Origin of the sequence: Kitasatospora fiedleri, from assembly GCF_948472415.1 — a bacterium.
Lineage (GTDB): Bacteria > Actinomycetota > Actinomycetes > Streptomycetales > Streptomycetaceae > Kitasatospora > Kitasatospora fiedleri.
On sequence record NZ_OX419519.1, the window covers coordinates 1887989 to 1903039 of the forward strand.

Here is a 15051-nt window from a genome sequence, read left to right on the forward strand (position 1 = left end):
TCCTTACTTGGTAGAACGAAGCAAGCCGGCCGCAGGGGCTCGGTGAGGGTCGGGAGGCCGCTGATGGAGTTTCGCCAGTCCAGCAAGCTGAAGGACGTGTGCTACGAGATCCGTGGCCCGGTCGTCGACACCGCCAACGCCCTGGAGGAGGCCGGCCACAGCGTGCTGCGGCTGAACACCGGCAACCCGGCCCCGTTCGGCTTCGAGGCGCCGGAGGAGATCCTCCAGGACATCATCCGCAACCTGCCCAACGCGCACGGCTACTCCGACTCGCGCGGCATCCTCCCCGCCCGCCGCGCCGTCGTGCAGTACTACCAGCAGCGCGGCGTCCCGGGCGTCGGCGTGGACGACGTGTACCTGGGCAACGGCGCGTCCGAGCTGATCCAGATGGCCGTGCAGGCGCTGGTGGACGACGGCGACGAGGTGCTCGTCCCGGCGCCGGACTTCCCGCTGTGGACGGCGGTGGTGCGGTTCGCCGGCGGCAAGGCGGTGCACTACCTGTGCGACGAGGAGTCCGACTGGTACCCGGACCTGGACGACATCGCCGCCAAGATCACCCACCGCACCAAGGCGATCGTGGTGATCAACCCGAACAACCCGACCGGCGCGGTCTACCCGAAGGAGCTGCTGGAGGGCATCCTCGACCTGGCCCGCCGCCACCACCTGCTGGTCTTCGCCGACGAGATCTACGACAAGATCCTCTACGACGGCACCGAGCACCACTGCCTGGCCGCCCTCGCCGACGACGTGGTCACCCTCACCTTCAACGGCCTGTCCAAGTCCTACCGGGTGGCCGGCTTCCGCAGCGGCTGGCTGGTGGTCTCCGGCCCCAAGGAGCACGCCAAGGACTACCTGGAGGGCCTCACCATGCTCGCCGCGATGCGGCTGTGCCCCAACGTGCCCGCCCAGTACGCCGTGCAGGCCGCCCTCGGCGGCCGGCAGTCCATCGACGACCTGGTCCTGCCGAACGGCCGGCTCACCGAACAGCGCGACGTCACCTGGCGGGCGCTGAACGAGATCCCCGGCGTCTCCTGCGTCAAACCCAAGGGCGCCCTCTACGCCTTCGCCAAGCTCGACCCGGCCGTGCACCGGATCGTCGACGACGAGCGCTTCGTCCTCGACCTGCTGCTCCGCGAGAAGATCCACATCGTCCAGGGCACCGGCTTCAACTGGCCCCGCCCCGACCACTTCCGCTTCGTCACCCTCCCGCGCGCCGACGAACTGGAGACCGCGATCAACCGGATCGGCCGCTTCCTGGCCACCTACCGCCAGTAGCGGGGGCGGTGGCGCGGGTACGGGCGGCGCTTCGCCCTGCCGGACCGTCGGAGCGACGGTCCACCGAACGACGGTGCCGCCTCGGAGAGGACTCTCCGAGGCGGCACCGTCGTTCGGTGGACCGGTTCGGTTCAGCTCAGTTGGACCGGGGCGACGGCCAGGATTCCGCCGGGCAGGAGGGAGATCGCGGTGGGGGACAGGACGGTGTTGTAGGTCTGGACGTCGCTGACGGAGCCGGCGAGGTACTCGCCGTAGCCGCTCTTGAAGAGGCGGCGGCCGATCTGGAGGGGGCCGGTGGCGTTCCAGGTGCCGCCGCCGTAGGGGGCGGTGGCGGCTTGGGCACCGTTGATGTAGAGGCTGACCTGGTTGGTGGTGGTGTCGTAGACGCCGGTGAGGTGGTACCAGACCCCGACCGCGGGTGCGGTGGAGCCGGTGGTGGGTCCGTAGGTGGAGGTGTAGCTGCCGGTGTCGTCGTCGCTGCGGGTCTTGCCGAAGGCGAAGGCGCGGTAGGAGGCGGAGTAGTAGAGGGTGAACCCGTTGGTGTGGGTGCCGGACTGGGAGACGAAGGTGGAGTTGGCGCCGAGGCTGGTGAGCTTGACCCAGGCGGAGACGGTGAAGCTCTTGCCGGTGTCGAGGCTGGTGGTGGTGCTGCTGGCGTAGCCGTCGGTGCCGTTGCCGTTCAGGGTGGTGTGCCCGCTGTCGGTGCCGAGGGTGGCGCCGCCGGTGAGGGTCAGGTCGTTGGCGCGGGCGCTGTCGGTGGTGTCGGCGAGCTTCCAGCGGTCGGTGGGCCGCGGCTGGAAGTAGCCCAGGGTGCCTGACGTGCCGAACTGGGCGACGTCGGCCATCGCGCCGGTGCGGACCTGGACGTCGCTGATCAGGCCGGGGAAGTAGTCGGTGCGGGTGCCGTGGTAGAGGGCGGAGCCGATGGAGACGTTGCCGCCGGCGGACCAGTTGACCAGTCCGGTGGTGGAGGCGGAGAGGGTGCCGTTGACGTAGAGCCTGGTGCTCTTGGTGGCGGCGTCGTAGGAGCCGGTCAGGTGGGTCCAGGTGCCGGCTGCGACGTTCGCGCTGGAGCAGGGGGTGAAGCCGCTGCCGGTGGAGGTCGCGGTGTCGTTGGCCATGATGTTCAGGCACCACCCCTTCACCGTGCTGTTGTACTGCAGGTAGAAGCCGGAGTTCTGGGTGCCGTCCTGGGAGACGGCGGTGGCGTTCTGGGTCGGGAGGTCCGGCAGGTTGACCCAGGCGGAGACGGTGAAGCTCTTGCTGGTGTCCACGCCGGTGGTGGCGCTGGAGGCGTAGGCCGTGCCGCCCTTGAGCGAGAGGACCTGGCCCAGGACGCCGTCGGTGGCGATGGCCGCGCCGCCGTTCAGGGTGAGGTTGTTGGTGCGGACGGTGTCGCTGGCGTCGGTGAGCTTCCACCGGTCGACGAGGGGGCCGGTGAACGGGCTGGCACCCGAGACGCGCATGATGCGGTTGTCGGGGGCGAGGGCGTACAGCTCGGGGTTGCCGTCGCCGTCCACGTCACCCGGGGTGGACAGGGCGGGGTACTCCTTGGTGCCGATGCCCAGCGGGAGGACCGGCTGGGCGGCGGGGAGGGCGGAGCCGGTGGTGGTCGCGGCCCAGTTCTGCTCGGCGTGGCCGGTCAGGCAGTCCCAGAGGACCACCTGGGTGCCGGTGGTGTTCGACGAGGCCGGATCGGCCAGGCAGCGACCGGAGTTGGGGTTGAGCAGGGAGCCGGCGAACGGGCCGGGGGCCCACTTCTGGGCGGCACTGTTGTTGCAGGTCCAGAGCTGGACGAGGGTGCCGTTGGCGGTGCCGCTCTGGCTGGCGTCGAGGCACTTGCCGAGGGCGTGGACGGTGCTGTCGCGGCCCAGCGTGAAGCTCTGGGCGTCGGAGCCGTTGCAGGTCCACATCTGGACCTTGGTGCCGTCCGTGGTGTTGGCGTTGCTGATGTCGAGGCACATGTTCTTGCCGTCGGTGCCCAGGACGCCGGAGACCAGGGCGGCCCGGGTCGGGGCGGCGATGGTGGCGGTGGGGATGCCGTTGGCGTCGAAGGTGAGCCGGAAGCTGCTGATCGCGCCGGTGATGTTGTTGCGGACCCAGAGGGTCGGGGTGCCGCCGGTGGAGGTGGCCCCGGCGCTGGTGCCGGCGGTGACGGCGCCCACGTTGCCGACGCCGACCACGGTGAGGATGCTCCAGTCGCCGGTGCCGATCTGGTACGCGGTGTCGAAGTAGGTGCTGGGATCGGCTCCGGAGATGTAGTACCAGAGCTTGCCGTTCTCGACGGTGAGCAGGTCGGCGGCCGGGCCCACCTTCTGGTCGGGGTGCGCGGCGTTGTAGGCGTTGATGGAGAGCGGGCCGGCCGAGACCAGTTGGCTGACCGAGGACCAGTCCGCGGAGTTGTAGCCGGAGCAGTTGCCCGCCGTCGTGGCCACGCACGCCGGGCGGCGCAGCGGGCCCTGCACGCCCTGGGTCAGGGTGAAGTGTCCGGCGGTGCCGGTCGGGGACGTGGTCGCGTCATTGTGGTAGGCGTACAGGGTGCGGGTCTGCTTCTGGTAGGCGAAGAGGTCGTCCTTGTCCTGCTGGGTGATGCTGCCGCGGTGGGCGATCAGGTAGTTGTCCCAGCCGGTGCGGTCGGGGCTCTGCGCCGGGGTCGAGGCGGTGTCCGGCGCGGTGCCCGGGGCGGTGTTGCCGCCGATCAGGGTGAGGTTGCCGTCGGTGGTGGTGGCGAGCAGGTCGGGGACGCCGTCACCGGTGAGGTCGCCGGCGGTGACCTTCGCGGTGGGGTTCCAGGGCGCGTAGAAGCTGTACGTGGTGGCGGTGGGCTGGGTGTTGCCGGCGTTGTCGACGGCGCGGACGTACAGGGTGTGGGTGCCCCACTGGTTGCTCGGGACGGTGATCGGGATGTCGACGGTGGCCACGCCGTTGGTGACGGTCGCCGGGAGACTGGTCGCGCCGACGGTGGGGATGTTCGCGTCCAGGGAGTACTGGAACTCCCGGACGCCGGAGTTGATGCAGGCGTTGCGGGTGCAGCCGGTCGGCACCGGGTCGGTGGCGGAGACCGCGACGTGGGCGCTGTCACCGGCGTGCTTGGTGGCGGTGGCACCGCCGCCCAGCGGCGGGAAGTCGGCCGACGGGGTGACGGCGGCCTGAGTGGGGGCGCTGAGGTCGACGTCGAAGTAGCAGTACGCGGAGTCGCCGCTGCCGAGGGTGCCGTCCTGGGCCCAGGCGTTCCAGCCGTACTGGTGTCCGTCGCTGACCGCGCCGCCGATCGGGGTGTGCACGGTGGTGCCGGAGGCGACCCAGCCCGGGCTGACCGGCCAGGAGGCGTCCGCGGGGGCGCCGGAGCCGTTGTTCACCATGTTGTCCCAGACGTGGTAGTGCGCCTGGAGGTTGACGCCGGACATCTCCGTGCTGAGGGTGGCGTCCAGGGTGATGTTCGAGGCGTTGCCGTTCATCGTGGTCAGCCCGATCCAGCCGGGGCTGCCCGAACCGCAGGCCGCCGAGGCGGGGTTCCGCGAGGCCGGAGTGGTGCCGAGGTCCTGCGGCGCGTTCGGGGGGACGTCGAACACGGTGGTGAGGTACGGGTTGGTGGCGAAGCGCATGAACCCGTAGTTGGTGGAGGACTTGCTCTCGTTGCCGTACAGGCCGAACGTCAGGTTCGGGTAGTTCTGGTACTGCTTGATGGTGGAGGTCACGTCGAACTGGGCGCTCTGGTTGCCGCAGCCGACGTTGACGTTGGCGCTCTTGACCTGCTGGGTGCCGATCGTGGAGACCACCCCCGGGCCGGGCCAGACCGTGTTCGCGTCGATGCCGCCGGTGAGCTTCAGCGTCGCGGGCCAGGTGGCGTTGCAGTTGGCGTCCGCGCCGTGGGTCGAGTAGAGCGTCATGGTGGACTTGGAGACCACCATGTTCGGGCTCAGGTTGCCGGTGTTGAACTCGTAGAACGAGCGGTACAGGCCGAAGCAGGTCGAGCTGTACTGCTGGTAGCCGGCGCCCTCGCCGTTCTCCTGCGCCTTGTCGTAGGTCTTCTCGGAGGGGCAGCCCTCCTTGACCTGCACGTAGTGGTTGGTCCCCCCGGTCACCGGGTTCACGTACGGGTCGATGTACACCGGCCAGACCGTGTCCGGGCTGTCCAACTGCGCGGCGTCCGGGCTCAGGGTGAGGCCGGCGGAGTCCGCGGCCACCTTGATCGCCGACACGTGCGCCTGGTGGCCCGGGCCCTTGGCGCTGGACGCCTCGGCATCGGCGGCGTCCACCGTCACGCCGGTCGGCGCGGCGGCCGCCTGCGGGGCGCCGGCGGCCCTGGACCGCGACTTCCCGGCCGCGGTGGCGCTGGTGGTGGAGTCCCACATCACCGGGACGGGCGAGGTGAACACCGGAGTGCCGTCGGCGGCGGCCGCCGTCACGGCGCCGTCCGCGTCCGCACGGGTCGTCAATCCCTTGGCATTGGTGGCCAGTTTGAGCGTGCGCAGCGCCGGGTTCGCCGCGGCGGCGGCGTCGTGGACGACCAGCACCTCGTGGAAGGCGCCCTCGTCGGTGACGCTCACCTCGAGGTCGACACCGGGCAGCACGTTGCGGTAGTCGGCGCCCGCGCCCGAGACGACCGGTGCGGGCAGCGCGAACGGCAGGGTCAGCGACAGGTCGTGGCCCTCGGCGTCGGTGAACGTCGCCAGCGGGCCGGTGCCGCCGCCCGACAGCGCGACGCCCGACGGCACGGCCTTCGGCGACCAGGTGCCGTCGCCGTTCCTGGCGAGCGAGGCGTCGACCGCCGTCCAGACGCCGTCCTTCCGCACCCGGGCGGGGCGGACGTTGTCGGTGCGGGTCAGCGTCCCGTCCGGGTTGGCCACCGTCAGGCTGGTCTCGGTGGTCAACTCCTCCACCGTCACCGCCTTCCCGGTCGCCCTGGCCTTCGCCCGGGCCACCTGCACCGGCCCGTTCGGCGCACTGTCCTGCTGCCCGGCGGCCGGCGGCGTGGTGTTGCCGGGCGCCACGGCGAACGGCCGGTCGTCGGCCACCGCCGGAGCGGCGAAGCCGACCAGCACCGCGCAGGCCGCCGCCACCAGTGCCACGGCTCGGCGCCGGGACCGCCTACGGGACGGTCTTCCGTTGACTGCGTGCACTACTACCCCTAGACAATTGCAAAATTTTAGTTAAATGGGGAATCAAATCGAAAGTCCTACGTCACCAAGAGGCGTCCCGAAGCTTCCGATCATGTCCGATTCGCCCACCGGATTCCGATATGGAATAGAGGGACATGACGATCCGTTACGCCGACCAGAACCCTTCTCCACATCGCTCGGCACGGCAGGGTATTGCGATTGGATCGGCATGGCAATAGCGTTCCGCAGCCGCCAGTCATGCGCTTCCAGCTGCCTAAATCTGGCGCATCGTCATGTGATAAACCGTCAGAAAAATGGGAGCATCCCCCCCTATGTTGGCTCGGAGAGGGCGTCCCGCGCGGGCGCGCAACCGACTGAGATTTCGTGGACTGACCGTCGCCGCGACGGTCGCCGCCGCGATGTCATTGATAATTCCGATGGCCGGTGCGACGACCGTCGGCCCCTACCACTACGATGGAAAGCTGTGGGCGGCCGACCCGCTGCCCGCCGTGCCGAAGGTCGTCGGGCACAACGCCACCGCCCCCGCGGACAAGGCGGACCACGGCGTGGCCGCCGGTTCGCGCGAGCTGCGCACCCACAAGGCGGCGGTCGTCAACTGGCCCAAGGCGTCCACCTCCACGGTGCCGGTCGGCTCCGCCGACCCGTCCGGCACGGTGGCGCTCACCGCCCCGACCGGACCGGCGAAGTCGAAGGCTCCGGCTGCGACCTCCCTGAAGGTCGAGACCGCGGACCGTGCCAAGGCCCAGGCCGCGAACGTGGACGGCCTGCTGGTCGGTCTCCAGCCGGTCGAGGGCTCCGGCGGCAGCGTCTCGGTCGCCGTCGACTACGGCTCCATCGCCCAGGCGTACGGCGGCGGCTGGGCTTCCCGGCTGAGCCTGGTGCAGATGCCGGCCTGTGCGCTGACCACTCCGCAGTACGACTCGTGCCGCACCCGCACGCCGCTGGAGACGGTCAACGACCCGGTCACCCACAAGCTGACCGCGAACGTCCAGCTCCCCGCGCAGGAGAGCGCGCCGGCCGGCGGCGCGACCGGGATGCGACTCGACGCCGTGGCCGGCTCCGGCACGGCCGTCGCCGCGGTCTCCGACACCGGCGGCTCGCAGGGCAGCTACACCGCGACCTCGCTCTCGGCTTCCGGGAACTGGGGATCGTCCCAGGGCGCGTTCACCTACACCTACTCGATCGGCGTGCCGCCCTCCCTCGGCGGCACCCCGCCCGCCGTGGCCCTGTCGTACAACTCGCAGTCGGTGGACGGCAAGACCTCTGCCCGCAACTCCCAGGCCTCCTGGGTCGGCGACGGCTGGGACTTCACCCCGGGCTACATCGAGCGCTCCTACCGGCCCTGCTCGTCCGACGGCATCACCGACTCCGGCGACGAGTGCTGGGCGGGCTGGAACGCCACCCTCTCGCTGGGCTCGCACTCCGGTGAACTGGTCCGTGACAGCTCGGGCGCCTACCACCTGCCGAACGACGACGGCACCAAGATCGAGGACCTGACCGGCGCTTCCAACGGCGTCTGGAACGGCGAGTACTTCAAGGTCACCACGCCCGACGGCACCCAGTACTACCTGGGCCTCAACCACGCGCCGGGCACCACCTCGGACACCGCGACCAACAGCGCCTGGGGCGTGCCGGTCTACCACCCGAACTCCGGCGACCCCTGCTACAGCGCGGGCTCCGGCAAGAACTCGCTCTGCCCGGCCAACCCGGCTACCGGTTCAACCTCGACTTCGTGGTGGACGCCAACGGCAACGTCCAGCGCTACGACTGGGCAACCGAGACCAACTCCTACAACCGCGGCTACGGGCAGGTCGCCAACTCCGGCGGCGGCGGCACGATGAGCGCGTACGTGCGCGGCGGCTACCCCACCCAGATCTCCTACGGCTACCAGCTCGCGGACGCCCGGGCCGGTCGCGAGCCCGCGGCCAAGGTGGTCTTCACCCCCGCCCAGCGCTGCGTCACCTCCGACACCGTCTGCCAGTACTCCAACCTGTCCGCGACCACGGCCACCAACTGGCCCGACGTCCCGTACAACCTCAACTGCACGGCTGGAATGGCGACTTCCGGCAACGGTTCCAACGTCTGCCAGGTCGCCGCACCGACCTTCTGGTCCACCGTCCGGCTGAAGACCATCACCACCAGGGTCAGGAACGGCAGCACCTGGTCCGACATCGACTCCTACGCGCTGACGCACCTGTTCTCCGACGCGGGCGGCGCGATGGACCCGGTCACCGGCAAGACCGTCGACCCGGCGGACACCGGCCAGCTGCAGTCCGTCATGTGGCTGTCCCAGATCCAGCGCACCGGCCTCGACACCTCGGCCGGCGGCAGCGGCAGCGGCAGCGCCCCGCTCGACCCGGTCGTCTTCAGCGGCGTCGAGATGAACAACCGCGTCGACGGCGGCCCGGCCGCGCCCCCGCTGTGGCGGCCCAGGATCTCCGCGATCCGGACCGAGACCGGCGAGTCCCTCACGGTCAAGTACCGCGATCCCGAGTGCTCCCGGACCACCGGCGCGATGCCGGCCTCGCCGGACGGCAACACCATGGCCTGCTTCCCGGTGTACTGGAACCCGCCGGGGGTGAAGGACCCGGTGCCCGACTGGTTCCACAAGACACTGGTCGCCGAGGTCGGCGACAACGACCTGACCACGGCCGGGTCCCCGTCCCGGGTGACCAAGTACACCTACGGCGGCGGCGCGGCCTGGCACCGCGACGACTCCGACCTGACGGACGACCAGTACCGCACCTGGAACGACTTCCGCGGCTACCGCACCGTCACCACCACCACCGGCACGGCCCCCGACCCGGTCAGCCAGAGCAGCGTGTCCTACTTCCAGGGCATGGACGGCGACTACAAGGCCGACGGCAGCAAGCGGAGCGTCAGCCTCGCCAACTCCCTGGGCGAAGCGACCACCGACAGCAACTGGCTGGCCGGCAGCAGCCAGGAGAGCACCACTTACACCCAGGCCGGCGGCACGCCCGTCACCCGGACGCTGACGGCGGCACCCGCGGTGACCACCACCGCCACCCGCACGCGCGCCGCGTGGACGTCCAAGACCCCGCCGCCCACCCTCTCCACCCTGCCCGCCCTGGTGGCCCTGCGGCCGCAGAACGCCAGCAGCCGGACCCTGGAGCTGAAGGCCGACGGCAGTTGGCGCACCACCCGGGCCGACATGACCTTCGACAGCCTGGGCCGACCGAGCCAGGCCGATGACAAGGGGGACGTCGCCGACCCGAGCCAGGAGGTCTGCACCAGCGTCTCGTACGCCACCGCACCGGCGTCCAACCCGATGGTGCTCAGCCTCCCCAAGGAATCGCTGACCGTCTCCGGCCCCTGCACCACGAAGGCCGGCAACAGCACGACGATCAAGCACGAACGGCTGTTCTACGACGGTGACGGCACCGTCGCCAACCCCGGCACGTTCGGCAGTGTCGGCGGCAACGGCACCACCGTGGGCCTGATCACCGCCCGTCAGGTGGCCACCTCGTACGACGCCTCCGGCAACGCGGTCTTCCGGACCAACGGGGCCGTCAGCTACGACGCCTACGGCCGGGTCACCTCCTCCCGGGACCTCGCGGGCAACACCACCACCAGCGCCTACACCCCGGCGTCGGGCACCCTCGCCACCGCCGTCTCCACCACCAATCCGGCCGGCTGGACCTCCACCAGCACCTACGCTCCGGCCCGCGGCCTGACGACCCAGGCCGTCGACGCCAACGGGAAGATCACCGACTCCACCTACGACGCGCTCGGCCGCCGCACCCAGATCTGGCTGCCCGGCCGCAACAAGGCGGACGGCAAGACCCCCGACCGGACGTTCTCGTACGCCCTCCACGGCGCCGGGGACCACCCCGACCCGGCGACGGTCACCACCCGGACGCTGCGCGAGGACCAGTCGTACAGCACCTCCGTCGACATCTACGACGGCTTCCTCGGGTTGCGGCAGACCCAGAGCAGCACCGCCGACAACTCCGCGGGCCGCCTGATCGCCTCGACCCGGTACGACTCGCACGGCCGGGCGGTCTCCTCGACCGCGCCGTACGCCGACCCGAGCACCGCACCCGGCGCACCCTGTTCGTGGAGAACGACAACACGCTGCTCTCGCAGACCGTCACCACCTACGACGGCCTGGGCCGAACCACCGCCAGTGCGCTGTTCAGCAAGGGCGCCAAGCTCTGGCAGTCCGCCACCGCCTACCCGGGCATGGACCGCACCGACAGCACCCCGCCGCCCGGCGGCAGCCCCACCAGCGTCGTCACCGACGCCCGGGGCCGGACCGTCTCCAGCACCGTCCACGGCGGCATCGGCACCGGTGACTCCACCACCTCCTACACCTACGGGTTCTCGGGCCAGGTGGCATCCCTCACCGACGCCGTCGGCAACGCCTGGACCTACACGTACGACCTACTGGGCCGGCAGACCTCCCAGAGCGACCCGGACACCGGGACGTCCAGCACCACCTACGACGCGCTGGGCCGGATCGCCACCACCAAGGACGCCCGCCAGCAGACCGTCTCCTACAAGTACGACACCCTCGACCGGCTGATCGGGACCTACGACGGCTCGAGCACCACCGATGCGACCAAGCAGCTGACCGGGTACGTCTACGACACCCTGCAGAAGGGCTACCCGACCTCCAGCACCCGCTACGTCGGCGGTTCCGGCACCGGAAGCAGCGCCTACACCACCGCGGTGACCGGCTACAACGCCTCCTACCAGCCGACCGGAACCAGCGTCACCGTCCCGGCCGCCGAAGGGAAACTGGCCAACACCTACACCATCGGCGCCGACTACACGCCCAACGTCGGCCTGCTCGCGCACACCACCTACAACGCGGACGGCGGCCTCTCCGCCGAGTCGGTCGGATACGGCTACAACCTCCAAGGTGGGCTGGTCAGTTCGGGCTCCGGACGGTTCACCCACTACCTGGACATCGCCGCCTACAGCCCGCTCGGCCAGATCCTGCAGTCCACCTACGGCGACACGGGCAAGCAGTACCGCACCGCGCAGACCTACGACGACGCCACCGGCCGTCTGACCACCAACCGCGTCAGCGTGCAGACCGGCACCACACCGCTCTCCGACACCGCCTACGGCTACGACCAGGCGGGCAACCCCACCACCATCTCCGAAGCCCAGTCCAACGGCACCGGCACCCCGTCACCGACACCCAGTGCTTCGGCTACGACGGCCTCGACCGGCTGACCACCGCCTGGACCGACACCGCCGGCACCACGACACCGACGGCCGGCCAACTGGCCCGGTGCAACTCCACCACCCCCGCCCCGGCCACCCTCGGCGGCCCGGCCGCCTACTGGGAGACCTGGCAGTACAACCTGCTCGGCGACCGCACCCAGCAGGTCCAGCACGACCTGACGGGCAACACCGCCAAGGACGTCACCCAGACCAGCACCTACCCGGCAACGGCACCGCCAAGGCCAACCAGCCCAATACGGTGACCACCGTCACCACGGCCGGCCCGACCGGCACCACCGTCCTCACCCCGCACTACGACGCGGCGGGCAACACCACGGACCGCGCCACCAGCGGGGCGTCCGTCAAGAACCAGACCTTCACCTACAACGCGGAGGGCCGGACCTCCGGCATCGTCACCAAGACCGGCACCGGCGCCGACCAGACCACCAGTTACCTGTACGACGGCAACGGCGACCTGCTGATCCAGCGCAGTCCCACGGGTGCGGTCCTCTACCTGTTCGGCGGTGCCGAACAGCTCACCCTGGACAGCGCCACCGGGTCCGTGAGCGGCCTGCGCTACTACCACAACCCCGACGGCACCACCGTCGTCCGCTCCAGCAGCGGCACCGTCACCTACCAGCCCGCCAACCACCAAGGCACCGCCCAACTCCAGGTCGACGCCGGCACCCTGGCGGTCACCCGGCGCTCCTTCGATCCGTACGGCAACCCGCGCGGCACCCAGCCCTCGGTCTGGGCCGACAACCACGGCTACCTCGGCAAACCCACCGACACCACCACCGGCCTCGACCTCCTCGGAGCCCGCCACTACGACCCCGCCATCGGCCGCTTCCTCACCGCCGACCCGATGCTCGAAGCCGGCGACCCCAACCAGATGGGCGGGTACACCTACTCCTCCGACAACCCCGTCGGCGGCAGCGACCCCACCGGCCTGTTCAACGCGGCCCAGACGGACGGTGGCGGAGCCGGCAGCCCGGACTCGCATCCGGTGAAGCACACCTCGTGCGGCGACGTCGACGCCCGGGTCTCCGACTACCTCCTGAACCAGACCACCTGCGGCGGCTCCAACAGCGGCGGCGGGGGCGGCAGCGACTGGCAGATCCCGGACGCCCAGGACTGCACCGGCCTCTCAGGCTGGCGGGCCGTCTTCTGCCACATCAACAACGCCAACTACCGCACCGGCATCACCATGGGAATGACCGGGGGCAGCGGCGGTGTCCTCACCCCGATGATGCCCGGCCCCAAGGCGGGCGGCGCCCCCCACGAGGAGGCGGAGACCCCGACGAAGCCCTCGGGGAACGGCACCGTCAAGCCGAACGAGCCCGCGGCCGAGGAGCCCACCGCCAGGGCCCAGGAGAAGCTGACCGGGAAGGAGGGCAACGGGACCAAGCCGCCGGAGGAGAGCGACTCCGGCGTCACCCTGCAGAAGGAGCCCGCGGACCCCGCCGCTCCCGCCACTCCGACACCCGAACCCACCAACGGCGGCGGCCCCACCGTCTTCTTCCGGGAGGACGACACCTTCAACCTGCACCGTCCGAAGGCCAAGGCCAAGGCGGGCTACCACGACGTCTGGATCCACGGATCCCCGAACAGCGTGTCGCCCAACTTCCACGCCGCCGAGACCGGAGTCGGGGCGGTCAACCACCGCGTGCTCGCCCAGATGATCAAGGCCAGTCCGAACTACACCGGCGGGCCCATCAGGCTCTGCGCGTGCCAGACCGGTTCCAAGTCCGGCAACTTCGCCCAGAACCTGGCGAACAAGATGGGAGTGGAGGTGCTGGCTCCGACCGGTTACCTTTACATATACGAGACCGGACGCCTGTCGATCGGCAAGGACGGGGCCCCGATAAACCAGCCGCCCTGGACCGGTGGCCAGTGGAAGTCCTTCTCCCCCTTCAAGCCCGGAGACGAGTGATGGCCGACGACACACCCCCGCGAGAGGTCGGGTTCCACGCCTCGGCGGCGGAGCTCTCCGCCGCGTCACGCCCCGCGGCGCACTCCTGGGAGCCGATGGCGGTGGGCTACCTGAAGCGGGGACGGTCCTCATGGCCTCTCCCGGCTGGGTGGACGACCTGCTGAACGACCAGGCCAGGAACATCTGCCAGTGCGCGAACCTGACGGACGGCTCGTGGATGTGGCCGAGCGAGCTCGCCTACTACGTGGAGACCTACCACGTCGAACTCCCCGCCGATTTCCTGGACCACATGGCCTCGCACGGATGGATCACTCCCGAGGTGGGTGACGAGGTCCTGGAGAGGCTGGACGAGGAACTCGCGAAGCGGTACGGATTCGATTCCGAAGAGGACTGAACGCAGCGAGTGAAGTGACGTCCGACCGACCCGCCGGTCCTTTCCGGTGGGTCGGTCGGACGTTTCGTTGTGCCGGGGCCGGGACCGGTCGCCCGCACCAGAGGGGTGCTGCGCGGCGTTCCGATTGCCGATCGGTAACGAAACCGTCACCCCAACTCCACTGGTTGCACACACTCGGAAGGATGGCGGTTCGTCCAGAGCCGTTCCCCCGAGATGAGCCGAGTTGTCCCTCTCCCTCCGCCTGCGCCGGGCCTCCGCCGCGGGCGCGCTGCTGGCCGCCGCGCTGTTCGCCACCGCCTGCGAGCCGACCGACCAGGTCACGCCCGCGCCCGTCGCTTCGCACAGCAGCAGCGCGCCCGCGGCCGGTTCCAGCCCCACGCCGACACCCACGCCGACGCCGACCCCCACGCCCAGCCCCACGCCGAGCCCGACGCCGACGCCGACGCCCACCCCGACGCCCGAGCCGAGTGTCGCGGCGACCACCGCGGCGCCGAAGGCGGCCACCCCGCGCCCGCCACCACCAAGCCCGCCGCGGCCCGGACCACCAGCAAGCCGCCGGCGGCCGAGCCGACGCACACCCAGCAGGCGGCGGGCTGCCACCCGCTGTCCAACGCGGGCAACTGCTACCAGGCGGGCCAGTTCTGCCGGGCGTCCGACCACGGGGTGTCGGGCACCGACGCCTCCGGCCGGGTCATCGTCTGCGTGGACAAGAACGGCTGGCGCTGGGTCGCGTCCTGACCCGACCGGACCGGCTCAGCGGCGCGGCCCGTACATGATCAGGCCGACGCCGGCCAGGCAGACCAGGGCGCCGGCCACGTCCCAGCGGGTGGGGCGGAAGCCGTCCAGGACCACGCCCCACAGCAGGGAGCCGGCCACGAAGACGCCGCCGTACGCGGCCAACACCCGGCCGAAGTCGGCGTCCGGTTGGAGGGCGGCGGTGAAGCCGTACAGCCCGAGGGCGACCACGCCGAGCCCGGCCAGCCACCACGGGCGGGACTCGCGGACGGACTGCCAGACCAGCCAGCAGCCGCCGATCTCCAGGACGGCGGCCAGCGCGAACAGCAGGATCGAACGGGCGGTGCTCACCGCCCCACCCTAGACGGCGCCCGCCCTAGACGGTGCCCGCCCCG

The 15051-nt window shown here is 70.7% G+C and carries 8 protein-coding genes; 6 read left to right on the plus strand and 2 right to left on the minus strand.

The features are described 5' to 3' along the window. Positions 1-63 precede the first annotated feature (63 nt). Complete coding sequence (locus QMQ26_RS09000) at positions 64-1275, plus strand: pyridoxal phosphate-dependent aminotransferase (protein WP_100835649.1); 1212 nt, start codon at positions 64-66, stop codon at positions 1273-1275. A 131-nt stretch (positions 1276-1406) separates the two neighbouring features. Here QMQ26_RS09000 and QMQ26_RS09005 read toward each other — a convergent pair whose 3' ends face one another. Next, the gene (locus QMQ26_RS09005; protein WP_282205346.1) at positions 1407-6347 is read right to left on the minus strand and encodes a LamG-like jellyroll fold domain-containing protein; all 4941 of its coding nucleotides are present in this window, start codon (positions 6345-6347) and stop codon (positions 1407-1409) included. 467 nt (positions 6348-6814) lie between these two features. On the opposite strand from QMQ26_RS09005, the gene QMQ26_RS09010 reads away from it, so the two are divergent. The 5 genes from QMQ26_RS09010 (at position 6815) to QMQ26_RS09030 (ending at position 14659) form a co-directional block, all read left to right on the plus strand. Continuing rightward, positions 6815-8239 carry a hypothetical protein gene (locus QMQ26_RS09010; protein WP_282205347.1) on the plus strand — a complete coding sequence of 475 codons (1425 nt, stop codon included), beginning with the start codon at positions 6815-6817 and terminating at the stop codon, positions 8237-8239. After that, complete coding sequence (locus tag QMQ26_RS38710) at positions 8131-10944, plus strand: hypothetical protein (RefSeq protein ID WP_449768971.1); 2814 nt, start codon at positions 8131-8133, stop codon at positions 10942-10944. The genes QMQ26_RS09010 and QMQ26_RS38710 overlap by 109 nt, the downstream gene beginning before the upstream one ends. Positions 10945-11853: 909 nt before the next feature. Further along, entirely contained in the window at positions 11854-13527 is a 1674-nt protein-coding gene (locus QMQ26_RS09020) for an RHS repeat domain-containing protein (protein WP_282205349.1), read from the plus strand. Between the two features lie 130 nt (positions 13528-13657). Further along, positions 13658-13921 carry a hypothetical protein gene (locus tag QMQ26_RS09025; RefSeq protein WP_282205350.1) on the plus strand — a complete coding sequence of 88 codons (264 nt, stop codon included), beginning with the start codon at positions 13658-13660 and terminating at the stop codon, positions 13919-13921. A 213-nt stretch (positions 13922-14134) separates the two neighbouring features. Beyond that, on the plus strand, positions 14135-14659 hold the full coding sequence (locus QMQ26_RS09030; protein WP_282205351.1) for a hypothetical protein: 525 nt from the start codon (positions 14135-14137) through the stop codon (positions 14657-14659). 15 nt (positions 14660-14674) lie between these two features. Here the strand turns inward: QMQ26_RS09030 and QMQ26_RS09035 are convergent, their stop codons facing one another. After that, complete coding sequence (locus tag QMQ26_RS09035) at positions 14675-15007, minus strand: YnfA family protein (protein ID WP_100835650.1); 333 nt, start codon at positions 15005-15007, stop codon at positions 14675-14677. Positions 15008-15051 lie beyond the last annotated feature (44 nt).